Source organism: Acinetobacter sp. CFCC 11171, from assembly GCF_003268405.1.
In the GTDB taxonomy this organism is placed as follows: Bacteria; Pseudomonadota; Gammaproteobacteria; order Pseudomonadales; family Moraxellaceae; genus Acinetobacter; species Acinetobacter amyesii.
The window spans coordinates 64,174-90,796 of sequence record NZ_LQXP01000001.1; the positions used below are offsets into that span (position 1 = coordinate 64,174).

The 26,623-nt window shown below is 40.1% G+C and carries 27 protein-coding genes and 1 pseudogene; 12 read left to right on the forward strand and 16 right to left on the reverse strand.

The genetic code is table 11. From position 1 onward, the window contains the following. Positions 1-28 precede the first annotated feature (28 nt). Positions 29-277, forward strand: a complete 249-nt coding sequence (locus tag AVJ20_RS00330; protein ID WP_111883726.1) for a hypothetical protein — start codon at positions 29-31, stop codon at positions 275-277. A 56-nt stretch (positions 278-333) separates the two neighbouring features. Here AVJ20_RS00330 and AVJ20_RS00335 read toward each other — a convergent pair whose 3' ends face one another. Continuing rightward, entirely contained in the window at positions 334-1,110 is a 777-nt protein-coding gene (locus tag AVJ20_RS00335; protein WP_228157132.1) for a phosphodiester glycosidase family protein, read from the reverse strand. Between the two features lie 135 nt (positions 1,111-1,245). Here AVJ20_RS00335 and AVJ20_RS00340 point away from each other — a divergent pair, with 135 nt between their 5' ends. Further along, positions 1,246-1,782 (forward strand): lecithin retinol acyltransferase family protein, encoded by a 537-nt coding sequence (locus AVJ20_RS00340; protein ID WP_111883727.1) that lies wholly within the window; start codon positions 1,246-1,248, stop codon positions 1,780-1,782. 139 nt (positions 1,783-1,921) lie between these two features. Here the strand turns inward: AVJ20_RS00340 and AVJ20_RS00345 are convergent, their stop codons facing one another. Then, complete coding sequence (locus AVJ20_RS00345; protein WP_111883728.1) at positions 1,922-2,380, reverse strand: SRPBCC domain-containing protein; 459 nt, start codon at positions 2,378-2,380, stop codon at positions 1,922-1,924. A gap of 80 nt (positions 2,381-2,460) precedes the next feature. Then, complete coding sequence (locus AVJ20_RS00350) at positions 2,461-3,525, reverse strand: aldo/keto reductase (protein WP_111883729.1); 1,065 nt, start codon at positions 3,523-3,525, stop codon at positions 2,461-2,463. 96 nt (positions 3,526-3,621) lie between these two features. Between AVJ20_RS00350 and AVJ20_RS00355 the strand changes: the two genes are divergently transcribed. Further along, positions 3,622-4,545 (forward strand): LysR family transcriptional regulator, encoded by a 924-nt coding sequence (locus tag AVJ20_RS00355; protein WP_111883730.1) that lies wholly within the window; start codon positions 3,622-3,624, stop codon positions 4,543-4,545. A 9-nt stretch (positions 4,546-4,554) separates the two neighbouring features. On the opposite strand, the gene AVJ20_RS00360 is transcribed toward AVJ20_RS00355, so the two are convergent. After that, the gene (locus AVJ20_RS00360) at positions 4,555-5,466 is read right to left on the reverse strand and encodes a bestrophin family protein (RefSeq protein ID WP_111883731.1); all 912 of its coding nucleotides are present in this window, start codon (positions 5,464-5,466) and stop codon (positions 4,555-4,557) included. 135 nt (positions 5,467-5,601) lie between these two features. Next, positions 5,602-7,329 carry a glutamine--tRNA ligase/YqeY domain fusion protein gene (locus tag AVJ20_RS00365; RefSeq protein ID WP_078193499.1) on the reverse strand — a complete coding sequence of 576 codons (1,728 nt, stop codon included), beginning with the start codon at positions 7,327-7,329 and terminating at the stop codon, positions 5,602-5,604. A gap of 168 nt (positions 7,330-7,497) precedes the next feature. Here AVJ20_RS00365 and AVJ20_RS00370 point away from each other — a divergent pair, with 168 nt between their 5' ends. Next, the gene (locus AVJ20_RS00370; protein ID WP_111883732.1) at positions 7,498-8,007 is read left to right on the forward strand and encodes a peptidylprolyl isomerase; all 510 of its coding nucleotides are present in this window, start codon (positions 7,498-7,500) and stop codon (positions 8,005-8,007) included. A 138-nt stretch (positions 8,008-8,145) separates the two neighbouring features. Continuing rightward, complete coding sequence (locus AVJ20_RS00375) at positions 8,146-8,865, forward strand: UDP-2,3-diacylglucosamine diphosphatase (protein ID WP_111883733.1); 720 nt, start codon at positions 8,146-8,148, stop codon at positions 8,863-8,865. A gap of 234 nt (positions 8,866-9,099) precedes the next feature. Here the strand turns inward: AVJ20_RS00375 and AVJ20_RS00380 are convergent. Beyond that, positions 9,100-10,358, reverse strand: a pseudogene (locus tag AVJ20_RS00380) (monooxygenase). A gap of 12 nt (positions 10,359-10,370) precedes the next feature. Then, positions 10,371-11,618, reverse strand: coding sequence for an SfnB family sulfur acquisition oxidoreductase (locus tag AVJ20_RS00385; RefSeq protein WP_111883734.1), 1,248 nt, complete (start codon positions 11,616-11,618; stop codon positions 10,371-10,373). 304 nt (positions 11,619-11,922) lie between these two features. On the opposite strand from AVJ20_RS00385, the gene AVJ20_RS00390 reads away from it, so the two are divergent. Next, the gene (locus AVJ20_RS00390) at positions 11,923-13,332 is read left to right on the forward strand and encodes an LLM class flavin-dependent oxidoreductase (RefSeq protein ID WP_111883735.1); all 1,410 of its coding nucleotides are present in this window, start codon (positions 11,923-11,925) and stop codon (positions 13,330-13,332) included. A gap of 51 nt (positions 13,333-13,383) precedes the next feature. Here AVJ20_RS00390 and AVJ20_RS00395 read toward each other — a convergent pair whose 3' ends face one another. Beyond that, positions 13,384-13,602, reverse strand: a complete 219-nt coding sequence (locus tag AVJ20_RS00395) for a transposase (RefSeq protein ID WP_111883736.1) — start codon at positions 13,600-13,602, stop codon at positions 13,384-13,386. A 327-nt stretch (positions 13,603-13,929) separates the two neighbouring features. After that, positions 13,930-14,724, reverse strand: coding sequence for a 4-hydroxy-2-oxoheptanedioate aldolase (hpaI, locus tag AVJ20_RS00400; protein ID WP_078193506.1), 795 nt, complete (start codon positions 14,722-14,724; stop codon positions 13,930-13,932). A gap of 252 nt (positions 14,725-14,976) precedes the next feature. Here hpaI and nfsB point away from each other — a divergent pair, with 252 nt between their 5' ends. Together nfsB and AVJ20_RS00410 are read left to right on the forward strand one after the other, a co-directional pair. Further along, complete coding sequence (gene nfsB, locus AVJ20_RS00405) at positions 14,977-15,630, forward strand: oxygen-insensitive NAD(P)H nitroreductase (RefSeq protein WP_111883737.1); 654 nt, start codon at positions 14,977-14,979, stop codon at positions 15,628-15,630. Positions 15,631-15,745: 115 nt separating this feature from the next. Further along, complete coding sequence (locus AVJ20_RS00410; RefSeq protein ID WP_078188692.1) at positions 15,746-15,979, forward strand: hypothetical protein; 234 nt, start codon at positions 15,746-15,748, stop codon at positions 15,977-15,979. Between the two features lie 338 nt (positions 15,980-16,317). Here the strand turns inward: AVJ20_RS00410 and AVJ20_RS00420 are convergent, their stop codons facing one another. The 4 genes from AVJ20_RS00420 to AVJ20_RS00435 form a co-directional block, all read right to left on the reverse strand. Beyond that, on the reverse strand, positions 16,318-17,172 hold the full coding sequence (locus AVJ20_RS00420; RefSeq protein WP_111883738.1) for an EamA family transporter: 855 nt from the start codon (positions 17,170-17,172) through the stop codon (positions 16,318-16,320). A gap of 111 nt (positions 17,173-17,283) precedes the next feature. Beyond that, positions 17,284-18,321 (reverse strand): class II fructose-bisphosphate aldolase, encoded by a 1,038-nt coding sequence (gene fba / locus AVJ20_RS00425; RefSeq protein WP_078193509.1) that lies wholly within the window; start codon positions 18,319-18,321, stop codon positions 17,284-17,286. A gap of 122 nt (positions 18,322-18,443) precedes the next feature. Next, the gene (locus AVJ20_RS00430) at positions 18,444-18,719 is read right to left on the reverse strand and encodes a hypothetical protein (protein WP_078193510.1); all 276 of its coding nucleotides are present in this window, start codon (positions 18,717-18,719) and stop codon (positions 18,444-18,446) included. A 151-nt stretch (positions 18,720-18,870) separates the two neighbouring features. Beyond that, positions 18,871-20,058 (reverse strand): phosphoglycerate kinase, encoded by a 1,188-nt coding sequence (locus AVJ20_RS00435; protein WP_111883739.1) that lies wholly within the window; start codon positions 20,056-20,058, stop codon positions 18,871-18,873. A gap of 140 nt (positions 20,059-20,198) precedes the next feature. Between AVJ20_RS00435 and AVJ20_RS00440 the strand changes: the two genes are divergently transcribed. The 4 genes from AVJ20_RS00440 to AVJ20_RS00455 all read left to right on the forward strand — a co-directional run bounded on the left by AVJ20_RS00440 (position 20,199) and on the right by AVJ20_RS00455 (position 23,090). Then, a complete protein-coding gene (locus tag AVJ20_RS00440; protein WP_078188698.1) occupies positions 20,199-20,582 on the forward strand; it encodes a DUF2237 family protein in 384 nt (127 codons plus the stop codon). Then, positions 20,582-21,175, forward strand: coding sequence for a Maf family protein (locus AVJ20_RS00445; protein ID WP_111883740.1), 594 nt, complete (start codon positions 20,582-20,584; stop codon positions 21,173-21,175). Before AVJ20_RS00440 ends, AVJ20_RS00445 begins: the two co-directional genes overlap by 1 nt. Before the next feature lie 106 nt (positions 21,176-21,281). Further along, entirely contained in the window at positions 21,282-21,827 is a 546-nt protein-coding gene (locus AVJ20_RS00450) for a hypothetical protein (protein ID WP_162689708.1), read from the forward strand. Between the two features lie 96 nt (positions 21,828-21,923). Further along, complete coding sequence (locus tag AVJ20_RS00455; protein ID WP_111883873.1) at positions 21,924-23,090, forward strand: cupin domain-containing protein; 1,167 nt, start codon at positions 21,924-21,926, stop codon at positions 23,088-23,090. A 50-nt stretch (positions 23,091-23,140) separates the two neighbouring features. On the opposite strand, the gene AVJ20_RS00460 is transcribed toward AVJ20_RS00455, so the two are convergent. From AVJ20_RS00460 to AVJ20_RS00470, 3 genes are read right to left on the reverse strand one after another with little or no spacing between them, the layout of a single operon-like run. Continuing rightward, positions 23,141-23,836: a hypothetical protein gene (locus AVJ20_RS00460; protein WP_111883742.1), complete on the reverse strand. Its 696-nt coding sequence runs from the start codon at positions 23,834-23,836 to the stop codon at positions 23,141-23,143. A 23-nt stretch (positions 23,837-23,859) separates the two neighbouring features. Continuing rightward, positions 23,860-25,752 (reverse strand): ATP-binding protein, encoded by a 1,893-nt coding sequence (locus AVJ20_RS00465; protein WP_111883743.1) that lies wholly within the window; start codon positions 25,750-25,752, stop codon positions 23,860-23,862. Next, positions 25,752-26,435, reverse strand: a complete 684-nt coding sequence (locus tag AVJ20_RS00470; protein ID WP_078188703.1) for a response regulator transcription factor — start codon at positions 26,433-26,435, stop codon at positions 25,752-25,754. The genes AVJ20_RS00465 and AVJ20_RS00470 overlap by 1 nt, the downstream gene beginning before the upstream one ends. Positions 26,436-26,623 lie beyond the last annotated feature (188 nt).

The following is a 26,623-nucleotide window of genomic DNA, read 5'->3' on the forward strand; positions in this document are numbered from 1 at the left end:
CATTGATATAAAAACTAAAGGAATGAACATGAATAAATTAACAATTTGCCTAATCGCCTGCTGCATACTTAGTCTAAGTGCTTGTAGCCAAATTCCCAAAGAATGCGAAGAATCTTGGGACAAACTCGAAGCCTTATCGAAACAAATGGGCTTAAACGAAGAGCAAATCAAAGAACAGAAAAAACAGTTTGAAGAAAGTATTAAAAAACAATCTAAAGAACAAGCCATTCAAATGTGCCAAACCCAAAGTACCTTTTTAGGTTTAGTCGGCAAATAAACAGTAGTTTCTATCAATCTAAACACTGTACAGATGAAACCCGATTATTCGGGCTTTTATTGTTTGCATTGAGATGCTGTTGTATACGCTACAATTGGCCCTAAAGGTTTCAAACTTGAATCATGTCTATTCAATGCTTGAATATCTGCACTAGACACAGATCCATCTAAATACAAGGCATTGTTAACCGATAATTGCTGCTTAAAATATTGTGCAAATGCATAAAACGACACGCCTTCACGACTGATCACAAAATACAACTTGCCGTTCTTGATCCCCACGCCATTGCGGATTTTCAATGAATCTGACTGTGGGATAAAGTTTGGATTGATTTTTCCATCTACCACCAGCATTGGACCTGACTGCGTTGCATAACGTGCCTTAAAATCTGTGGAAGCATATTTTTGTGTAGTTAATATCACCGCTTGCTTGTCATTCCATGCCAGAACACCATTCGGCTGAATTAAAAAATTACCAAAGCCTCGTGTTGCACGATTCAAGGCTTTTTTCTGCAGCCCATTTTCAACGTAAAGACCAACAGGCGCTAAATCTGCATGATACATCCCTGCATTCATTGCGAAGTTCATCGTATTACACTTACGCGCTAATGACTGCTTTAAACGCTGTAGGTCTCGATATGGCTGCTGCTCTGCATCATATAAATAGAGCTCTAGTTTACTCAAATCCGAAATTTCAACCACATCCACTGCAATGGGCTGACTGACACGTTTCGCTTGAATATTGGCATAGGAAATAGTCGGTGAGAAAATCAGACCGAGCAGCATCATAAAGCGCATTTTTTTAAACATTGATGTTAAATGAAGACCAAGCATGACCCTATCCATAGTGCACGTTAAAAATCGAACAAATTTTAGCTAAATCATCGCTAAAATAGTCGATTAATTCACAGATTAAAAGTAGACTAATCTTTAAAAATAATTCGGATTTAAAGTAGGACTGGTAAATTCATGCATGTGCAGAAAGATGGTTTTCCTCTTGGAACACATCTGATTGTTAAACACTTCGGTTATAGCCATCATGGCATATATGCCGGCCGCGGTAGAGTCATTCACTACTCTGGTTTTGCACACCTTTTCAAAAAACATCCGATTGAAATGACCTCAATCGAAAATTTCAGCCACGGCAAAAAAATTATCGTTCAGTCATATAGCAATCCAAAATTTAAAGGTCGTAAAGTGGTGCGTCGTATGCGCTCTCGCATGCATGAAAACAACTATCATCTGATTATTAATAACTGTGAACACTTATGCACATGGGCTATTACCGGCGTTGAAAGTAGTCCTCAAGTGTTCCGTATGATGAACCGACTCACCACGATTGGCTATGTCAGTTCTCTGATGAGTTTTATGAGCAGTATGATGCTGACCGTGACCACCACTTGCTTTGCACTGGTGTTCTATATCAAAAAGAAACTGCGCGAAAAAGCCAAAATGCAAATGCCGGTTTATACCTATTTAAAGCGTGAAGAACATAAAAATCGTTAATTCACTGCAGCAGCATTGAACCGTGGCTTTATCAAATTTCAATACATCAGCACATTGCTTAGAAATCCTGCGCTAATACACAAGCTTTTCCTTACGGCGTATCAGATGTCATGCTTAATTTTGGTCACTCTTCACATTGCTAAAAGTTCGCATTGCTAAAAGGTGGAAATTTATCTTCAACCAAATTGCTTTGCAGGCCATGTTCTAAATAAATTTTGGCTGCATCCAAAACCGTTGTAAAACCCCCTGTACTATCAATAATAAAATCAATTAATGCCTGACCTTGCAGAGGAATCTTTGAATTTTTGATACGAACGTAGGTTTCCATCGGGCTAATCTGCTCAAAAATAAAATCGACTTGAGTTTTTGGTTCTCCCCACTGTATTTGAATTAATTGGCTTTCTTTAATATTCAGCACGTCTACATTGGCGACTGCATTATATTTTTGCCAAGTCCATTGCACGGTTTTACCTTCTTCTAGATAGCCACTCGATGCACTAAACCAAAAATGCTGTGTTATTAAAGGATCAACAAAAGCATTAAATACGATATTGATGGACTTACGAATTAACATCTGGGTTTCAATCACGACGCTCATCAGCATTCCTACAGTATTTTAATTTTATTCAGTGATAGCACAGAGAACTGATCATTGCCTACCACTGAATTGTTATTGCCCTATTCTGCTGTATGTTCAGAAATAAATGCTGATGTCACAAGCGTGGGATTCTTCTCTATAAATTGCCCATTCCAATAGGGATAGTATGGATAAGGTGGATACACTGCACTGACTACGTCTAATCGGGCTAACTGCTCTACGCTTAATGACCATTCTTTCGCCGCAAGGTTCTCCAACAGTTGCTGTTCATTACGTGCGCCTATCAAAATACTAGACACAGTCGGTCTGGTTTTCAGCCAATTCAATGCAATCTGCGGGATAGAGTGCCCTGTTTCCATGGCTATTTCTTGCATAACATCTAACACTGCAAATAACTTTTCGTGTTGAACTGGTGGTGCGAATTGTGCTGTCTCATGTAGTCGACTTTGCTTTGGAATCGCATGCTCACGATCAAATTTTCCTGTTAATCTCCCCCAGCCCAGTGGACTCCACACCACTGCACCAATCTGTTGATCATGCTGCGCAGGCATCAACTCCCATTCATAGTCACGTCCAATCAAAGAATAATAGACTTGATGTACACTTAGCTTTTCATAGCCATGCTGTTGGGCAATCGACTGTGCTTTCATAAGCTGCCAGCCTAAAAAATTCGATGCACCGATATAGCGAACTTTTCCACTACGTACCAAGTCATCTAAACTGCGCATCAGCTGCTCAAGTGGCGTCGTGCTATCAAACTGATGCAGCTGCAGCACATCGATATAATCTGTGCCTAACCGCTTTAAACTCGCCTCCACGGCTTGAATTAAATAGCTTCTAGAATATCCACCTTGATTGATTCCATCATTCAATCGGATACCCACTTTGCTGGAAATAATCACCTCTTGGCGTTTTGATTGAAGTAATGCACCGAGCATCTGCTCAGAGGCACCATTTGAATAAGCATCTGCGGTATCGAAATAATTCACGCCTTGCTCAATACAGAGATCAATCATGCGCTGAGCATCATTTAAGCTCGCTTGCCCCCATGCAGAGAAAATAGGGCCTTGCCCGCCAAATGTACCTGCACCAAAGCCAAACTCTGATACTTGTAAGCCAGATTGCCCTAGATTGTGATAGTTCATGGTGATTTCCTGTGTTTTATTTATACACAGAATAGGTACAGATGTTTATCAGAAAAACCCTGAATATCGAGAAAGACTTTCTTGATTATATTAATAATGCTAACTGAAGATTTCGACTTATTCACACGAATGGCGACACTGGGTTCAATCAGTCAAGCCGCTAAAGAAGCCAATCTCTCTGTTTCTGTCGCTAGTAGCCGTCTACACAGACTTGAACAAAGTTTAGGGCTGCGCTTATTTCATCGCACTACACGGCAGCTACATTTAACACAGGAAGGTGCTGTTTTATTGCAGCAAGGTTTTCCCTTATTCGAACAATTTAATTCTCTGCTAGGCCAATTTCAACCTGAAACACAACAACTCAGCGGCGTATTAAAAATCACATGTTCAGAAGTTTTTGGAAATCGTATTTTAGGGCCAGTATTTGCAGCCTTTGCCAAGTTGCATCCAACATTGACTTTGGATATTGAACAGACCGATCAAAATTTAGATTTGGTCTCCGCAGGTATCGACGTTGCGATACGTATTGGACAGTTAGAAAACTCATCACTGATTGCTAAACCGCTCAGCTTAAATCGTCGTATTTTGTGTGCCTCGCCTAGCTATATCAAACAACATGGCGAACCTCACTCCCTAGAAGAGCTCTCTATACACCAATGCATTTTACAGAAATACCCTAAGGGTGTTTCGCAGCTTTGGACATTCGTCCAAGATCAACACAACATAAAAATACCTGTTTCAGGGCAAGTTCATATCAACTCAGGTGAAGGCGTACGCCAAGCAGCACTTGCAGGTTTAGGCATCTCAAACCACTCCATCTGGCATGTGGATGAAGATTTACAATCTGGCCAGCTCATCCAAGTTCTACCCAAGATCCCTGTTCAAAGTACTGCAATCTATGTGGTAATTCCGCATCGACATTTTGTTCCGCCTAAAGTACAGGCTTTTATGCGACACTTGGACGATTATTTTCAGCATCAATATGCTTGGTACGTATCGCCGAATTTATCTGAAAATTAGGCCAAAAATTTATCTTAAAATACTGTTAAAAGTCTTAATCAGCGGCGGAAGTTCAACTTCTAAGCTGCTATACATTTCACGCTCAATGTTTCGTACAATCGAGTCCAGCGGTAAATCATTTTCCTGCAAGCCAAAAGGCTCTTCCAGTTCTGCACTTAACGCATCCAAACCTAAAAATAAATATGCAATCAAAGCCACAATGACAGGTGTCCATATCCCTAAACTGGCCTCTAGGCTAAATGGCAAAATCAGACAAAATGAATACACTGCGCGATGTAAAAGCACCGAATAGGAAAATGGTAATGGCGTGGTCATGATACGGTCACAGCCTGCATGGATATCACCCATCGCTACAGTATGACGTGTGAGCGTGCTGTAAATAATGTCTGTAATCTGACCTTGTTTATAGGTTTTGACTAAATCTTTTTGAATAATTTCAAGTAAATACTGTGGTGCATTGATATTGTCTCGACATTGCTGCCATTGCTGATCCGTCAAAGCTACGCCGTCTTTAAAATGTGCAATATCTTGTGATTCATGGCGTAAGCGATCACGTAACAAATTGCAAAACAGCATGATGCGGTACATCAACACGGTTCTTTGCTCATCTTCAAGGACATGGCTATCACGAATCATGTGGCGTGTATTGGCAATCAATGAGCCCCAAAGCTTGCGCCCTTCCCACCAACGGTCATAACAGGCAGTATTTCGAAAGCTCAAAAAAATCGACAGAATCACCCCAAAGATGGTAAATCCGATGGCTGGAACTTCAGGCGTATTCAGGTAGTGTGCAGCGCTTAGATACACCAAAATCGCCGACAAACTCACGACGACAGCCAACGCAGGCATGACTTTTGGGAGTATCGTGCCATGCCATGCAAATAAAAGTTTAAAGCTATTATTTTTATTTCGAATGATCACTTATTTCCCCTCTGTACTGCCTTAATGAACCATCTCAAGCATGAAAAAAGCCCAACCGAAGTTGAGCTTAATCTTAACCTACTTGATCTTAACCTATTGGGGATTCAAAGATGAATCCCTTTAAAAACTAAGATTTTATTTACCCGGTTTAAAACTGTCTTTCAAATCTAAGATGCGGTTAAACACTGGTTTTTCAGCTGTATGATCAAACTGATCTGCAACAAAGTAACCTTCACGTTCAAATTGGAAACGATCTTCAGGTTTTGCTTCTGCCAATGCAGGCTCAATGACCGCTTGAACCACTTTAAGTGATTCTGGATTTAAGTTTGCAAGGAAGTCATCACCCACTTCAGGGTCTGATTCAGTGAATAAACGGTCGTAGATACGAACTTCCGCAGCAATACCCTTGCTTGCAGAAACCCAATGTACAACACCTTTCACTTTACGGCCTTCAGGGTTTTTACCTAAAGTTTCAGGGTCGATTGAACATTTCAATTCAACCACTTCACCGTTCTCGTCTTTAATCACTTCATCACACTTAATCACATACGCATGACGTAAACGCACTTCACCGCCCGGAATCAAACGTTTAAAGCCTTTAGGCGCAACTTCTTCAAAGTCTTTACGATCAATGTAAATGTCTTGAGTCAACGGAATGATACGGTCACCCATGTCTACATTTGGATGACGTGCATGCACCAAATCCATTGCTTCAGGCAAGTTAGTTAAAGTCACTTTGAGTGGATTCAACACTGCCATACCACGCGAAGCAGTATTTTCTAGAGACTGGCGGATGCAGTATTCAAGCATTGCAACATCTACGATACTGCCATCAACTTTCGTTACACCTACACGTTTACAGAAGTCACGTAGACCTTCTGGAGTAAAGCCACGACGACGCATACCCACAACGGTAGGCATACGTGGGTCATCCCAACCATTCACAAAACCACCTTCAACCAATTTACGTAATTTACGTTTAGAGGTAATGGTGTAATCTACATTTAGGCGGCTTGATTCATACTGATGTGGTACAGATGGTGATTTAACTTTCTCGACAACCCAGTCGTAAAATGGACGGTGATCAACAAACTCTAGTGTACACAGTGAATGCGTAACCCCTTCAATGGCATCTGATAATGGATGCGCATAATCGTACATTGGGTACATTTTCCATTTATCACCAGTTTGGTGATGTTCAGAATGCAAAATACGATACAAAATAGGATCACGCATATGGATGTTAGGTGAAGTCATATCAATTTTGGCACGTAGTACTGCCTGACCTTCTCCCAACTCACCATTACGCATTTGTTCAAAACGCGCTAAGTTTTCTTCTACGCTAGCATCACGTTGCGGCGAATTTTTACCCGGCTCCACAAAATTACCGCGGTTTAGTTTGATTTCTTCAGGGCTCTGCAAATCCACATAAGCATCACCTTGTTCAATCAATTGCACTGCCCAAGTGTAAAGCTGATCAAAATAGCTCGATGCATAACGTGGCTCGCCATTCCACTCAAAACCTAGCCATTTGACGTCATTGGCAATACCGTCTACATACTCTTGCTCTTCGGCATCCGGATTTGTATCGTCAAAACGGAGGTTACATAGACCTGCGAATTCTTGAGCAATACCAAAGTTTAGACAAATAGCTTTTACATGACCAATATGTAGGTAGCCATTTGGCTCTGGTGGGAAACGTGTTACAACTTGTTCGGTACGACCTGCAGATAAATCATCGGTAATAACTTGACGTACAAAATCTAAGCCTGGCTGTTGTTCCTGCTGCGCAGCTTCGACAGGGGCATTGTTCTTGGTTGTCGGATTGTTAGGCAGGGATGAAACAACATCGTTTGGCTTCATGGTAATAAAATCACTTCTATAAAGATAAAATTAGGATAATTAAAACGCTTTTCTTGATTTTTAACAAAGAAAGTAACGTTTTTACTTGCCTTGTAGTTTACAGTTTGCTTATGCTTCTCACAACCAAAAAACCCATGGCTTTCATGTCCATGTACAGGAGATTACACAATGAGTTTTCCTCAAGTCGAATTAAACACCAATAAAGGTCGTATTGTTCTTGAGCTTAACACTGAAAAAGCACCTAAAACTGCTGAAAACTTCTTACAGTATGTTCGCGATGGTTTCTATGACGGCGTGATTTTCCACCGTGTTATTGATGGTTTCATGATCCAAGGCGGCGGCATGGATGAAAACTTCAAAGAAAAAACAACTCGTGATTCTATTGAAAACGAAGCTGACAACGGTTTAAGCAATGATGTTGGTACGATCGCTATGGCACGTACTCAAGCACCTCATTCTGCTTCAGCTCAATTCTTCATTAACGTGAAAAACAACTCCTTCCTTAACCACATTGGTAAAACAGCGCAAGGTTGGGGCTATGCAGTATTTGGTAAAGTAGTTGAAGGTCTTGACGTTGTTGACGCAATCAAAAGCGTTCGCACTGGTAACCGTGGCTACCACGCAGACGTTCCTCTAGAGAACGTTGTAATTGAATCAGCTAAAATCATTTCTGAGTAATTTTTAAATTCTCCCTGAGTAGCATTGCTGCGCAAGTCCCTTTAATAACGGAGGGAGTTTCAATATGAAATAAATGTCGGAACTCCTCCCATTTCTAAAGGGAGGCTGGGAGGGATTTTTAGAATAAGGAAAAGATTCGTGACCTATCTGTTTATCGCTGATTTACATTTGTCACCTGAACACCCTCGACTCGTTCGGGGGTTTTTAGCTTTGTTAGAACAATACAAAACTCAAAATACCCAGCTGTATATTTTAGGTGATTGGTTTAATGCTTGGATTGGTGATGACTTTACTGCTCCATGGTTAGATGAAATCATTGCAGCGCTAAAAGATTTTACTGCTTTGGGAAATCAAATTTATTTCCAAGTAGGTAATCGTGACTTTGCATTGGGTCAAAAGTTTTTAGATAAATTTCACGGTCAATTATTACAAGACGTTGATTATCTCCACATTAGCAACTATAAAATTCGCCTCGAACATGGCGATTTACTTTGCACCGATGATGTGTCTTACCAAAAGTTTCGTAAAGTGATTCGTAATCCTTTGCTTTTAGGTTTCTTAAAGAGCTTACCGCTTAGCATTCGACAAAAAATCGCCAATGGCTTCCGCAAAAAAAGTACAGAAACCAAGCAAGTTAAATCTTATGAAATCATGGATGTAAATGCCGAAGCTGTAGAAAAAGCTTTAGAGCATGCCGATCTACTGATTCATGGACATACCCACCGGCCCCAAATACATGATGTACATGGCAAACTACGTATCGTTTTAGGGGACTGGCGCACAGAACAAGCTCAAATATTCGAGGTTGGTGAAAACCCATCTATGAGTGATTTAAAATTAAAAAAATGGTCTTACTAACCCTTAGACTTTAGTTAATCCTGCCGTCATATTTGGTTAAAACAACACATTCATATATTAAGACATAGCCTTTTACCAGACTATCTCAACAGATTATTAATTGAACTGCATCCTACATATAGCAGATTAACGTCATTTAAAATCTTAAAAAAACAAAGTTTAAACTTAAAAACAATTTCACAAGGAATTCACTATGGACTACTTTCATCCACAGTGAACATCTTCAGATATTAATTAAGCAGCAATGACAGGTTGCTTAACTGCTGGACTATTACCAATTTGCCATACATATGGTAGCGGCGTTTGATTAATCTCCCAATCACCAATGACTTTCTGTTTATAAATAAGTGGATTATGCGATGACACTACACGAGCATTACGCCAAAAGCGGTCTAACTGTTTAGTTGTCGAGCTTGCTGAAGCGCCCAAGGCGTTAAACAACTCACTACTTAAATTTAGTACCAACTCTGATATGACCACTTGCCCTTTAGAGGATTCAAGCTCCGCACGGTCATTCGCTTGCTGATCCAACTGGGTATCAGACTGAAAATGACTTAAATATGCGACATCCAAAGCTTCTGCTGCACGAAGTGTAATTGCTTCAGCTGCATAAGACTGTGCCGACGCCTTACCAATCACTTGTAAAATTTGTGCATCATCTCGAACTAAATCAGCATTACCATGGCTGTAAATACGTGTGCGTTCACGGACTTCATTACTGAAAACGTCCACAGCATTTTGTGCTATACCTGCCAGCGTTGCCAAATGCACGACCTGATAGAACGCCGTTTGATATTTAAAGCGCTGATCGAATGGCAAAATATGATCACGATCAATACTAACATCTTGAATATTCAGTGTGCCGCTGCCTGTGGTTTTTGGCCAAAGCCATCCCAGTCATCGTATACTTGTATGCCATCGTCATGTGTTGAAACTGCGGCTATAACATGTTGATTCGTTGTTTCATCTAAAGCGAATAGATCGATCCAATCTGCAAAGATTGTTCCGGTAGAATAGTATTTTTGACCATTGACCCTTAGCTGACCTTGCGCATTTTCAGTAACTCGGGTAACAACATCTCCAATTTCAACTTTTCCGATTTCTGTCCAAGCATTACCGACCAAATCGCCTTGCAGAAAGCGTTTAAACCAAACCGTTTGATCTTGTGTTTTTTGCGCATTTAAACGGTCTTCTACAAAAGCAAAATGACCTCTTAATGCCTGTACAACATTAGAATCGGCCTTAGCCAATTCAATTAACAACTGAAACAACTGTTTTTGTGAAACCCCGTCACCGCCAAAAGCCACGGGTACACGGACCGCACCAAATCCAGCTTGTTTTAACCATGAAATTGCATCATACGGCAGTTTCCTATTTTGTTCCCGCGCCAAAGCGCCTTCTGCAATTCTCTGAAAAATCGGACGGAACTTAGCGGCCACTTGATCATAGTCAGCACCTAAAGATAAGGGCTGTTTATTATTTTGAATCGTCATAATCTTCTCCTCTTAACTCCAAGCATGGCGCGGCGGTGGTACATCATTTAAATAGTAGTTGCCTACAATATTCAGCTTCCAACGTACGGGATCGTGCAAAGTATGCGTGCGCGCATTACGCCAATGACGGTCTAAATTCAGCTCAGACAACGTTGATCGTGTGCCTGAGAGTTCAAATAGTTTATTCGCCGCAAGTAACGCAATTTCAGTCGTCAGGACCTTAGATTCTGCTGTTAGTAGTGTTGCCTCTGACACCGTTTCTTCTGTTGGGTTCTCTACGGCTCGGTCTATCGCTTCACCCGCCAAAGCCAACACTGCCTCTGCAGCTCGGAGTTTAATTTTCAACTCGCCGATGTTGGCAATCGTATACGGATCTTGCACCGCCTTTTCTAAGCCCGAATCAATCCAAGGACGTGCATGCTGACGCACATATTGAATCGTTTCATTAATCGCACCGCGCGCAATACCAGCATCGACAGCAGATTGAATGAATTGAGAAATAGCGCCCGCAGCCGTTGGACGTTCAAAAGCTTGATGAATGGGTACAATGTGATTTAAATCCACTTTGACATTGTCCAACAGTACAGAACCGCTGACTGTCGTTCTTTGTCCAAAACCACTCCAGTCATTAATAATTGTTAAACCCGGCGTATGCTGGGGTACTAAGGCTGCATAAGGCTTTCCATCATTCACTGCAACCACAGGTATCCAATGTGCAAGCAAAGCGCCTGTTGCAAAGAATTTTTGACCATTAATGAGCGCATGATCATCTTTAAACTCAATGGCTGTTGTTAAATCTGCAACTGTTTTGGAACCTTTTTCTGAAAATGCATTGCCAAAGCGTTTACCTTGTAAGACTTGATCAAAGAAAAACTCTTGCTGTGATGGATTTGCATCCAAACGAATATGCTCGACAAAGGCCCAATGGTTTTGGGCAATTTGTCCTAGGGATGAGTCTGCACTAGAAATAATTTTGACCACTTCTGCAAGGGTTTTATAACTCACTCCTGCACCACCAAATTGACGCGGTACAGTAATGCCCCACAAGCCTGATGCTGAATATTGCTGTACTTCCTGTAAAGGTAAGCGGCGTTCATGATCGCGTTTAGCTGATTCTTTTGTAAATTCCACAGCTAATTGTTCAGCAACCTCGATAGCTTCTTGATCAGATCGAATAATATGCGCTAAACCGTTAGATTGATAGAAATCGCGCGGAATGTTTTGCGCCTCTTTTAGTTTAATTTCAATTTTTGAAGTCATTCTTAAAATGCTCAGTTTAGATATTATTCAAATAAGCTAGCACTTTTTATTTTGATTATTTATAGAATTATCATCAAAACAAATCAGTTTTCATGACATAGAATTTACATTTTTAATTGTCAAACAAAATCTTTATAAGCCGTACCAAACAAAAAAAATATCTGCTTATCCACATGAATATATGAACTATTCAAAAATTATGATTAGCATTTATTCAGATTTGTTTTTGACTTTTTATTAATAAATGCAGCTGTATTTTTATATACCCTCTTATGCAAGAGATTAAATAACTCAGTAAAAAATCATGTCTAAAAATATTCGCTTCAATGCCTTTGAAATGAACTGTATTGCACATCAGTCACCCGGTCTATGGCGTCATCCATTAGACCGTTCTACAGAATACAAAGACCTAGAATATTGGACCGACTTAGCTAAAATTTTAGAACGCGGAAAATTTGATGGTGTCTTTATAGCAGATGTTTTGGGTATCTATGATGTCTATTATGGTTCTGCTGAACATGCGCTGACTGGCGCAGTGCAAGTGCCAGTGAATGATCCTTTGCAAATTGTTCCCGCAATGGCAGCCGTCACCAAACATTTAGGCTTTGGTGTCACGACTTCAATTTCATTTGAGCACCCCTATCCTTTCGCAAGGCGTATGAGTACTTTAGATCACCTGACGAAAGGCCGTGCAGGTTGGAACATTGTGACTTCCTATCTAGAAAGTGGCTCTAAAAATCTAGGTCTGAAAACTCAAGTCAGCCATGATAACCGCTATGATATCGCAGATGAATATTTAGAAGTTCTCTATAAACTCTGGGAAGGTTCTTGGGAAGATGATGCTGTGCTACGCGATAAGCAAAAGGGGATTTTTGCCGATCACCGTAAAGTGCATCCAATTCAACATGAAGGAAAATACTTTACAGTTCCTGGCATTCATATTTGCGAACCTTCACCCCAGCGTACACCGGTTTTATATCAAGCTGGCGCTTCAGCACGCGGACAACAGTTTGCTAGTCAAAATGCGGAATGTGTTTTCATCTCTGCACCAACTCAAATTGCAGTAAAAAAACTGGCCGAAGGTATTCGGCATAATTTAGTAAAAGAAGGCAAAGATCCCCATTCTGTCCTGATCTATACCATGCTGGCCATAGTGGTTGATGAAACCGATGAAAAAGCCCAAGCTAAGTTCCGTGAATATCAGCAATATGGTAGCTATGACGGCGGCTTGACCCTGGCTTCTGGCTGGTCAGGTGTCGACTTTTCTCAGTTTAAACCAACAGATCAAGTGGAATACATTCAAACCGATGCCATTCAATCTATGCTGCAATCTTATGTAGAGGCAGATCCTGATAAAATTTGGACGATTGAGGAAATTGCAAAATGGACCAGTGTCGGCGGTAACGGACCTGTTATTGTCGGCTCTCCAGCAACCGTGGCAGACCGTTTACAGGAGTGGATTGAGTACACTGGTATTGATGGCTTTAACTTAGCCTACATATTGGCGCATAAGAGTTTTGAAGATATTGTGGAATACGTGGTACCAGAATTACAACGTCGTGGTGTATATCAAACAGAATATGCTGACGGAACCTTGCGTGAAAAACTCTTCGGCCAAGGCGCGAAATTGCCCGACAACCACCGTGCGGCGCAATACCGATATAAAAATCACGCTCAAGTTGCGAACAAGCATCAACACCTTGAAATGGCTTAAGCCGCTTTTTTTAGGCAAAAAAAACAGCAGATAATCTGCTGTTTTTTGCTTTCAGGCTAAGCGATATAGCTGGTTTGGGCCAGTATAGAAGCTTTTACCATCTAGATTCAGGTTAAATGTCTCACCTGTTTCTAATTCAATCATTTGCCCAACATCAACCCAAATTAAACCAGCATTGGTATTTTGTTGACGTTTCAAAGGCACCAATTTCACATTAATTTCATCGCCATTTACAGCTTTGGCAGTTTGCCAAGTATTTAAAATATTCAAAAGATTTACTCAACATGTGAGCTTTTTGTGACAGAACAAAGAGATTAATCAATCGGGTTTGGAATAATAATTCTGTAGTTACAAAGATAAGATTCAAGTCAGAAGCTTGAATACAGATAAATCACAATCAGCTAAATAAAAAAGATAAGCAGGAACATTACCCGCTTCGAGTTAAGCAGAAGTATACAATATTGTGCTTTGATTAGCAAAAGTAGAGTTTACATATACTCTAAGCCACTACTTTTGCTAAAATTATTGAATTAAAATTTTAACCATCGAGTAAATTAATTACCCATACAGTGAATAATATAACGAAGGCTGTATCGCTTAGTAACCACCTTCTGTTTTCGTTACTGGGGTATCATTTTTGTATTTCGATAAAAGTTCACGTAACGAATTCATGAGCACACTGGTATCGACACCCACGGCAACAAATTCTGTGCCTAACTCGATATATTTCTGAGTCACATCATGTTGTGTCGACAAAATACCTGCAGCTTTACCCGCCTTACGTATGCGCTGAATCGCATCAATCACGGTTTTTTGTACTTCAGGATGATTCGGATTCCCTTGATAACCCATCGTCGCCGACAAATCCACGGCACCAATAAACACCCCATCGATGCCATCAATTTTCAGTATTTCATCTAAGTTTTTAATCCCTTCAATTGACTCAATCTGAATCAGTAAACAGATATTTTCATGTGCATTTGCATAATAGTCAGGAATACTGTTCCAACGTGTTGCACGTGCTAATGCTGCACCAACGCCTCTAATACCCTCGGGTGGATAACGTACTGCCTTAACCATAAGTTGAGCTTGTTCAACAGTTTCGACCATAGGGATGAGCAAGGTTTGCGCACCGATATCCAACAATTGTTTAATCAGTTGCACACTACCAATTGGAGGTCGAACCACAGCCTGCGAAGGATATGCTGCAATACTTTGCAGTTGCGACAATGTCGTCCGCAAGTCACTTGGCGCATGCTCGCCATCAATGAGCAACCAGTCATAACCTGCATTTGCAGCTATTTCAGTACCATAAGCATCGGCTAAACCGACCCACAAACCAATCTGCTGTTCGGTTTTTAATTTTTTCTTGAAATGATTGGTGTAATCCATCGCTGCTGTCTCATGCTTAAACTATGATTAACTACAATTGATTAAACGCCTTTTGGCAAAAACTACCAATAGCATTTATCTATCTTATGATTTTATATAACTCTAATTCGCACTTCATACAGCTTAAATCTGTTAATTTTTAGCCAATGAGTACAGCATATACGACTAAGATCTATCTTTGGAAAATTTTCTCCTTAGACCATTTGGCCATTTATCCGCTAAACTACAGCAAACTATATCTGGAGATATTCGATGGATCTGTTAAACGTATCAAAACAACGCTATACCACGAAAGCATATAATCCTGCTAAAAAAATTCCACAGGAACAATTTGAGCGTTTATTACAAATACTCCGTTTAACACCATCTTCCATTAATATTCAGCCTTGGCATTTTTTTATTGCAGATCATGATGCAGCCAAACAACGCATTGCCAAAGCCTTAGTAGGAAAATATGCCTACAATGCCCCAAAAGTTTTAGATTCATCACATACTATTTTATTCTGTACTAAAGCAGACATCACTGCAGAGCATTTAGATAATCTTTTAAATCAGGATGATCGTAGTGGTCGCTTTAAAGATGACAAAGCCAAACAAGGTCAAAAAGACAGCCGTACAGGTTATGTCGATTATTATCGTAATGAAAAAGGTGATATTCAACGTTGGGCTGAAAACCAAACATTTATTGCTTTAGGTCAAATGCTTTTGGCAGCAGGCATTGAAGGTGTCGATGCAACACCGATTGGTGGATTTGACGAAGCGATCATCACTGAAGAATTGGGCTTAGTTGAACAAAACTTGATTCCTTCTGTACTGATGACTTTAGGCTATCGTAGCGAAAATGATTTCAATGCGAAATTACCTAAATCACGTCTGAATGCTGAAGAAATTTTTACACACCTCTAAGCTTTCCATAAAACCGACGAAAGGGGCAATTTTGCCTCTTTTTTGTCATTTCGGGACTTATTATTTAAACAATTATCGAGTATATTCTGCTCAAAATATACTCAGGTCTCTCCCTATGCCTACAGCTATAAAATTACCCATGAAATTTCATTGCGAAGCGTGCAATACGGTTTATTTACAAAAATATGCGGGCGATATGCTTCATAGCTATCCAAACTGCCCAAATTGTAAACAACCGGGTCAGTTACAAGGCACGATTGAAACTCAAGATTTCCTAAAACACCCCGTTGCAGTGGGTAAATGTTATTTTGAAAATACCTTACAACGATTTCAACAACTCACACGTTAACTAAGCATCTAAAACTAAAAGCCCTCAACTCGAGGGCTTTTTTTATAAAGATATACTTAGCAACAATGTGAAAATATAATATTTATAAATTGGTCTGAACTTTGCTGAATAAATTGAATAAAAACAACAAATCAAGCAGAGGTGGGACATGTCATATTTACTACAAATGCCGATGAAGTTTGAATGCGGTCATTGCCATCAAATGTATCTACATACTTATCAATATACTGATCATCACTGCCCTGAGTGTCCAACCTGTCGAGATCAAGGACTAGTCATGGGCGTGGCTGAATGGGATGATTTACTACAACACCCGATCGTTTTTGCTAAAAATTATCTTAGACATACATGGCATATGCTAAGCAAACCACACTCATGATCCCTGCAATCAAACCAAAGACGGTTGCGACTCTCATTTTTTCTTTAAAGATGATGAGGCCCGCAACCACGCCTAAAACTACGACCAGAATATTCATGCCAGCAAATACGATTGCAGGTGTGTCTTTAAGCAACATGTGTGCTTTCACATACAGTGCGATATTGGCAAAGTTTAAGAGACCTAAGCCCAATCCAGCGAGGATATTTTTGGTCTGTCCCAAACTGCCGTGCTGTACGATGTTATAAATGCTCGAAAGTAAAAATGCACAAATAAACACCAAATTTAAAGTCACCGCAAACTGCATGCCCAAACCTGAAGCAAATTTTAATAGCACATCAATCAGTGCATAGCCTGCCCAAACGCTTAATAAAAATAAAATACCCTGCTTTCCATCAATGCTTCCCTTGCGCTGTGAAAATAAAATCAGCAATACCGCAAGTACACCAAGTGCGATACCAATGAGCTTAATGGCATTAAAATATTCACTGAAAATAAAATAGGCTGCGCTAAGAGATAGCACAACAGATAAGCGCTGAGCCAATTCGGTTTTTAAAATACCCGCTGTTTGCAGTGAGCGTGCTAAGCAATAAAAAATCGTCGGCAGTAATACACCCAAAGCCGCAATTAAAACCCACGGCGTTTTATTAATCGAAATATGAGCTAGATCCGGCTTAAACCATAGAAAACATAAAATACTCGCAGATGCATAATTCCATGTGATCATTTGTGCAGCGTTAAAACCCCGATCACGACAGAGTTTTAGAATTACTGAAACGAGAACACTGCAAATCGCGGCAGCAAAGATCAATTCCATGACACGCTCTTATTCTTGAGTTGTATTTAAAGCAATTTTTCTAAGTTCAAATCAAAGAAAAGCCCACTTAATTGTGGGCTTTTCTTCAAAAATAATCTATCTCAAGACAAATTATTTATAGTGACTCACCATTTTCTCTAAAGAAATTGGACGAATCTTGTCAGCATTACCCGCTGTACCAAATGCTTCATAACGATCGATACAAATTTGTTTCATTGCATCAACAGTTGCAGAGAAGAATTTACGTGGGTCAAATTCAGCTGGTTTTTCAGCCATCATACGGCGCATAGCACCTGTAGATGCAAGACGTAAGTCAGTATCGATGTTAATTTTACGAACACCGTGTTTGATTGCGTCTACAAGTTGGTCTACTGGAACACCATAAGTTTCGCCGATGTTACCACCGAATTCATTAATTACAGCTAACCATTCTTGTGGCACAGAGCTTGAACCGTGCATTACAAGATGCGTATTTGGTAACGCAGCGTGAATTTCTTTAATACGGTCAATCGCTAAGATGTCACCTGTAGGTGGGCGAGTAAATTTGTACGCACCGTGTGAAGTACCCACTGCAATTGCAAGTGCGTCAACATTGGTATCAGCTACAAATGAACGCGCTTCTTCAACTGAAGTTAAAAGCTGAGAATGATCAAGTACGCCTTCAGCGCCTACACCATCTTCTTCACCAGCCATACCAGTTTCAAGGCTACCTAAACAACCGATTTCGCCTTCTACTGAAACGCCACACGCATGTGCCATTTGAACAGTACGACGAGTCACGTCTACGTTGTATTCGTATGAAGTTGGCGTTTTACCGTCTTCACCTAAAGAACCGTCCATCATCACTGATGAGAAGCCAAGTTGAATAGAACGTTGACATACATCAGGGCTAGTACCATGGTCTTGGTGCATAACCACAGGAATATGTGGCCATTCTTCTATTGCTGCCAAAATCAAATGACGCAAGAACGGAGCGCCTGCATACTTACGTGCACCCGCAGATGCTTGTACAATTACAGGTGAATTTGTTGCATCTGCTGCAAGCATAATTGCACGCATTTGTTCTAAGTTGTTTACGTTGAATGCTGGTACGCCGTAAGCATGTTCGCCGGCGTGATCCAAGAGCTGGCGCAATGAAATAAGAGCCATAATATCCTCCCAGGTAATGCCGCATATTCTACATGCTCAATCATTTCAATTCAGCAACAAATAACACTATTTAAAAAAAAATCCCTGCATTTGCAGGGACTTTTTAAATAAAGACAACAATCTTAGTGAGCTGCTGCTGCTGAAGCGGCTGTTTCAGCGTCAGCTGTTGCTTCGTCTGCAGGTGCATTTGCAATTTCAGCAGGAACATCTTGGTTCTTTTCATCCAATACTGGCTTATCAAGTTCATCAATGGCTTTTTGTTGTTCTGGCGTTGTTTGAGCATTGTCTACGGCAACAGCAGATGCTTCTGATTCCGTTGGTGCAGACTCTTTTTTAGCACAAGCTGTCAAAGTTAATGGTGCGATTAAAAGTACAGCAAGTGCAAGTTTTAAGTTCATCGTTGTTTCCTACTACTGCGAATTAGGTGTTGCGATAAATTTTATTGCAGAAATATTGCACTTTGATGACGGCAAAATGAATGGGCGATAAAAAAAGGCTGACCGAAGCCAACCTTTTTTAATACTGTACTATCTTATTAATAATACTAAATTAAGCACGGTCAAGAAGCGCTGCTACAGCAGGAAGAGTTTTACCTTCAACGAATTCAAGGAAAGCACCACCACCAGTCGAGATGTAACCAATATTGTCTGCAACTTCATATTTATCAATTGCAGCAAGCGTGTCACCACCACCCGCGATCGAGAAGCCTTCAGATTCTGCAATCGCTAAAGACAATGCTTTGGTGCCTTCGCCGAATTGATCAACTTCAAACACACCTACTGGACCATTCCATAGAATAGTTTTTGAAGTTTTCAAAATCTCAGCAAATGCTTTTGCAGTTTCAGGGCCCACATCCAAAATCATGTCGTTGTCTGTTACATCTTCAACTTTTTTCACGACAGCTTTAGCAGCAGCTAATGAACCGAGGAAGTCTGCAAAATCAATTTCAGCAGCATCAGCAACAACAACATCTGTTGGAAGTGGTACAGATACTTTTGCAGCAATGGCTTTTGCTGTATCGATCAAGTCATTTTCACAAAGTGATTTACCAACATTGAAGCCTGCAGCAGCTAAGAATGTATTGGCAATACCACCACCCACGATCAATTGATCACAGATGTCAGATAGTGAAGTTAATACATCTAATTTAGTAGAAACTTTTGAGCCTGCAACAATCGCAACCATTGGTTTTGCAGGAGTTTTAAGTGCACGACCTAGCGCGTCAAGCTCAGCAGCAAGTAAAGGACCTGCAGCAGCCACTTTTGCACAACGTGCTACGCCTTCAGTCGATGCTTCTGCACGGTGAGCCGTACCAAATGCATCCATAACGTAGACATCACAAAGTGCTGCATATTTAGCAGATAATTCAGGATTGTTTTTCTTTTCACCTACATTGAAACGGCAGTTTTCAAGTAAAACCACTTGACCTGGCATAACGTCAACACCATCCAAATAGTCAGTGATCAATTGAACATCTTGACCCAAAGCTTCTGTTAAATAAGCGGCTACAGGTGCTAGAGACTGTTCTGCTTTAGGCTCACCTTCAACAGGACGACCTAAGTGTGAATACACCATTACAGCAGCACCTTTTTCTAAAGCTGCTTTAATTGTTGGCAACGCCGCACGTAAACGTGCATCGCTTGTAATCACGCCATTTTTAACTGGTACGTTAAGATCTTCACGGATCAGAACACGTTTACCCGCCAAATCTAGGTCAGTCATACGCTGAAAGTTCATGCATTACTCTCTTTTATTGATATCAAAACGCGACGATTTTAAATGATTATGCAGAAAAACGTTAGCTTCTTTTGCAGAAAAGCTATGTCGAGCCAAAGTTTTGTTATGATAGCGAAAAGCCTTATAAAGATTCAGCGCTTATGTCGATTCATCCAGACCCAAATATTAATCGTTTAAATGTTTTAGGCGAACCCTTGGCAAGCTGTTGTTTTGATCCGATTACCGGATATTTTAGAAATGGCTTTTGCCATACAGCAACAACAGACCTTGGTCAGCATACGATGTGTGCACAAATGACATCTGAATTTTTAAACTTTTCCCAAAAAGTTGGCAATGACCTAATCACACCTTTACCCGAAGTTGGTTTTCCAGGATTACAACCTGGTGACTTCTGGTGTATCTGTGTGACTCGCTGGGTGGAAGCGTATCAAGAAGGATTTGCCCCACCTATTAAAATACAAGCGTGTCACCAAGCGGCGCTGTCTTATGTACCGCTTGATGTACTTATGGAATATGCAGTGTAATGAGTACTCCCAAAATCATTTTGGCTTCTAGCAGCCAAACCCGTAAAGACCTAATGGACCGTTTACGGATTGATTACCTCTCAATCGTACCAGATATAGACGAAACACCTCGTGGTGAGAACCACGCTGATGAGTTAGCAAAGCGACTGGCATTTGAAAAAGCTTCAGCAATTGCAAACCAATACCCAGACGCGATTGTGATTGGTTCTGACCAAGTCGCATGGCGCGAAGGCGCACCAGATATTTTTATCGGTAAACCGCTTTGCGATGAAAAAGCCATTAAGCAGCTTCAAGCCAATTCTGACAAAATCGTTTATTTCAGTACGGCACTCAGTGTCCAACAAAAATCGACAGGTTTTGAACAAACCCTTGTCGAGCACTATAAAGTGAAGTTTCGCAAACTTAGCTTGCCTGAAATTGAACGTTATGTTCAGGTTGAACAACCGTTACACTGCGCTGGCAGTTTTAAATGTGAAAGTTTAGGGATTAGCTTATTTGAAGAAATGATCGGGCAAGACCAAACTACACTCATGGGTATGCCGATGATTAAACTCTGCAATATTTTGCGTGAGCTTAAGATCTTAGTCCCATAATTTTAAAATCTTTATCTGTTACAGCATAATAAACACATCATTAGCTCTTTATGGGCTAATGATTAAAAAGTCACTTACTTATTTATTACAACCAAGAACTGAAAACATGAAAACGTTTAATTTAATTTCATCTAGCCTCATTAGCATTAGCCTTCTATTTTGTTCGACAAACGGTCATACCAATACAGTGAATCAAACTGTGACCAACTCTCAGCAATACAACAAAAACTTAGTCAATGAGTGGGTTCAATATAAATTTATCTATGCTGAATTAGAACAACAAGGCGCTGCGATGCAGGAGCAAATCATTCAACAACTGGGCACTAAAACCAAAACCGGTGGTAGTAACACGCCAGAACAACAAATCAATAAACTGGTTGCTCTAGGCAAACAAAAATTTGAAAGCATTCAACCACAAACAGTTGAAGTGAAAAAACTTCTAAAACTACAAACCGAAAATGTTGAAATGATGGCAAAAGTCATGCCGAATCATTTCAAATTAATGTCTGATAAAGAAAATACTAAAATTGATACCAATGCACATTTTGAGCAATTCATGAAATTTTCAGCGACTACGGCTGCTGCCAATAGCTATGATTTGGAAGTTGAAAAATTAGTCATGCAATATCTCAAAGACAATCCTTTAAAATAGTCTCAAGCTAATCACAATAATTTAATGAAATAGAGCCTTGCTAAAAACAGGAATCTCAAGGGACAATATATCCATTGAAATTGTATGTATTTAGCTATGGCTCATTCTCTTGACATCCTCGGCAGCATCAGCGCTGAACAATTCCTTGCCGAATATTGGCAAAAAAAACCATTATTGGTTCGTAATGCACTCCCTGAAATTACCCAAATACTTGAACCGAAAGATGTTCTTGAATTGGCTTTAGAAGATAACGTCACTGCACGTCTCATCAAACAAAAAGATCGTGATCCTAACCAATGGACAGTGAAATCTTCCCCACTACTTAAAGCCGATTTTCAAAAAATGCCGAAACTGTGGACTTTATTGGTTCAAGCTGTCGATCATTATTCTTTTGACCTAGCCGAGCTTTGGAAGCAGTTTTCATTTATTCCGCAATGGCGTCGTGATGACATCATGGTGTCGTATGCACAAAAAGGCGGCTCTGTCGGACAACATTTTGATTTTTACGATGTCTTCCTCGTACAAGGCTATGGTCATCGCCGTTGGCAATTGGGTCAGATGTGTGATGCAGATACTGCATTTGTAGAAGGTCAACCACTTCGCTTACTACCAGAAATGGACGTACATTTTGATGAAGTGCTTGCTCCCGGCGACTTACTTTATGTGCCACCAGGCCTATCACACTATGGCGTAGCTGAAGATGAATGTCTGACCTATTCATTTGGCTTCCGCATGCCAAATGTCACTGAAATGATGGATCGAGTGACAGACAAATTCACAGACAACCCCCTACTTAAAAATCCATTAACTGATATTTTACGTGATCAAATCAGTGCGATCGGCCAAGTGACTGAAAATGAACTTGAGTATTTAAAAGAAAAGTTATTTGAACAATTGCAAAATTCAACCGTACTTGAAGATGCAATCATGAGCTTAATGTCAGAACCTAAATATCCTGACAATATTCCTGAAGCCGAAGAAATCGGCACTGGTGATTTAGAGGAAGCTCTAGATCAAGGCTATCAGCTCATGTTAGAACCGGCTTCACGCTTACTATATACAGAGCAAGACGGTGATATTTTGTTTTGGGCAAATGGCGAAGGAATCTGTATCTCAGACGAATTTGCAGTGCATTTAAAAACCATTGCCGATGGCCAAAGTCTAGCGCTAGACGAATCTTTATATGATGCTGATATCTTAGAGGATATTGCCATGCTATTAAATGAATCTGTGCTGATGCTCGTCCCAACGGAAGCTGAATAAACTCAATAAAAAGGGAGCGTCATGCTCCCTTTTTATACTGCTGAATAGCATTATTTTCGCTTTCTACGATTTAAAAAATCTTCGACTTGATCGGCTTTTTTTTCCACGATGACGTGATAAACCCATACTATCAACAACACAAATCCAATAAACCAAAGATAACGCATTACGCCGTATTGACTACCTTTGCCTTGCCAAATTTGTAGTTCAATACTTTGAAACTCCACATTCCTCGACTCTAACAAACTCAGTTGACTGGTCATGCTATTTGGGTCGTTGGCAGCATTGACTGAAAAAGGGGCACCGTCCATAACAAAAGTAAATTCTTGTCCTGCATCCAATGTTTCTAATCGTTCAACCTGATCAATACCTGCACCCATTTGCATAAGATTGCTTGAGGTTTGTTGAATAGCGGCATTGTAGTTATCAATTTGAAATTTTACAGATACCTCACCACTGGTCATTGCCCTACCTCTGACCAACAAGACTGCACGATATGGGTTTTGATTGGATGTCGCCGTGTAATCCACTGCAAAATTTTTAGTGTTTAATGTATTTATATCGCTTTGACTTTCACTGAGTAATTGTTGAATTTCTTCGGTACTTAACACCGCATGCTGGAACAAAATCTGCCCATACTCACCTGGTTTAGGCGCATGATCCTGCGAACCACAAGCTGCTATAAAAGTGACACAGCAGAAGAATGCAATGCGCTTTAGATGACTTAATATCGAATTGATCATCATTTTTATTATTTCAACATATTATTTTATGCAGCTGATTTTAAATTAATTTCTGTTTGAATAATGGTACAGCCTTGCTGAGAATGAATTTTGAAATTTCCGCCTATACGCTCCACACGCATTTTCATACTTCTCATACCGATACTCATGCCATGATTTGAAACACTCTCAACATCAAAACCGACGCCATCATCTTCAATAGTTAATAACAATGCGCCATTTTCGAACTGTGACAGCGTGACATTGACATGATTTGCTTGGCTATGTTTCACAATATTGGTCAGGCTTTCTTCAATCACTCGTATTAAAGTCAGACACTGAATTGCCGTTGGTTTGATCGCCCACTGCGAAGGAATACACCATTTGGCATTCATTTCCACTTCATCCATCAACTGACTAAAGCGATGTCGAACAGGTGCGACCCAGAGCAAAGGTGAATCTGGCACTTTACTGTCTAAAGATGATCCACTATCAATAATTTGCCTTAAATCATCGCGCAATAATTTCAACATCGACAAGAACTGTCTGTTTGGAATATTACTTTCACACTGATCAACCAAGATCATCGAGCGCACAATGGATGCGCCCAGACCATCATGCAGATCATGCGATAATTTAATCCGTTCCTGCAGGCGTACATTACTCAGTTCAAGCTGATGTTTATCATTCAAGCTACTACATAGTTCATCACTGACTTTCTGAACTTCAAATGCCAAATCATCATTATATTTTTCAATTTTTTGTATATTACGATTGAGCCTCGCCCCCAAGATCACCACTATAAATAAGGTAATAATCGGTGAGGTAAAAGGTGATAACGGTGTAAAACCTTCTTTTGGAAAGAGGATCAAGACCGTGATGTCTGCAATGACAATCACAATAATCGCCGTCATACAGGATGCGAGTAAAATATAGTCTCTTCTTCTTTCTTTGAAACTAATCCTACAGAGATAGAGGTAGGTGATAAAAAAGAATGCGCAATACAGCAAGAATATAATGTTTGAAACATCCGCATTTCGCTCAAACGGCCAAATACACACCACACCAATCAGTGCAGCTGTCAGCATGGTAAATGACAGTTCAATGCGCGGAAATTTACGTCCAAGAAAGCGCAAGATATAGATGCTAAAACACTGAAAGTACAGCATTGCAAATATCAGATTAGCTTTGGCAGAAAAAACCGAATCTGGGTATGGAAAGGTTTCAGTAGTCAGGGCATTACTGAGAAATAAAATCCACAGCACTGTTGAAAGCGCAAACCAGCCAAAACTGGTATCACGAGGACGCATCAACCAAATGATAAAGCAAATTAGACCCAAGACCCCAGAAAGAAAAATATTTAACTGTAATATGGTCCGACGTGTAAATGTTGTTTTTTCGGCTTGCTCTACCGTTGCCATTACATTATTAAATACTACTGGGCCCAAGCCAGCATTTAAACTTGAGTAACCATACACATAGATCAAAGTTTCATTATGATCATGTTTGATTCCACTTATCGGTAAAATCCAATAGCGCGCAACATTCCAACTTTTAGAAATCGGTTCTTGAAGATTTTTATTGGTCCACAGCAAGTCGCCATTCAGAAAGACTGAACCCGTATTAATGATATAATCAATATATAGTACGATGGGTTCTGCCAAACGGGCATTATTTTTACAGTACCAAGACCAGTCTAGTTTATACCAAGCACCACCTTGATAACCTTCCCAGTCTTTATCTTCTTTCCAACGATCAGGTAATTGTGTGGTTTTCCATCCCGTTCTGGGTAATTCTTGATTGGATGGTGTTTTCACCCGTGAAATGCTATTCACAGTTACATTACATTGATCATTTACAGGGAAAACTTGCTCTGCATGACTCAAGCTCCCCCATACTAAACAGAGGATAAATAATAAAAAATATCCTCCTTTACGCATTATAAAATACCCATAGATCTTGCTGTACTCACGGCTTTGGTTCGTTTCGTTACGGCTAATTTTCGGTAAATATGTTTAATATGGCTTTCTACGGTATAGCGTGATACAAAAAGCTGTTCAGCAATCTCACGATTACTCAAACCTTGAGCAACCAAACATAAAATTTCTTTTTCACGACTGGTCAGCAGATTTAAGTCTGCTTCATCGGCGACTGTTTGTTCTGGACTTGGTGCTTCAGCTTCGGATATTTGTTTTAGGATTTCTCGTGCAATAAATGGGTCAATCGGCGCCCCACCACGTAAAATACTCCGAATAGATAAAAGCACTTCAGCATCATCACGTTCTTTTAATACATAGCCTGTTGCGCCTGCTTTAATCGCAGCAAATAAGCTTTCTTGTGTACTCCATGCAGAGACAACCAAGATCATAGTATTACTTTCGAGGGAACGTATTTTTTCAATAATTTCGATACCACTACCATCAGGCAAACCTAAGTCAACTAAGGCTAAGGATATCGGTTGTGTCTCTACGGCTTGAATAGATTCTTTAACATTTTTGGTGAAGATAAGCTCTTCACGCTTATAACCCAGCTCCGTCAAAATTTGACGTAAACGTAATTGAATAATTTCCTCATCTTCAACGACGAGCACAGGTACGGGTAGTATGACTTCTTGTGGTGACATGATTTACTTCCCCCGAAAAATGAAATGTCTTTTACATTAACGAGTTTAATCCTTTTAGGATATCCCTGTAATTAAGTAAATTTCTTATTTTTAACAATTTATTCTAATTCAATTTATGCAGTTATGATGCATTTTTCTTCTAATTTTAAATCCACTTAACATTACAATATGTGTATAGCCATCAGTCT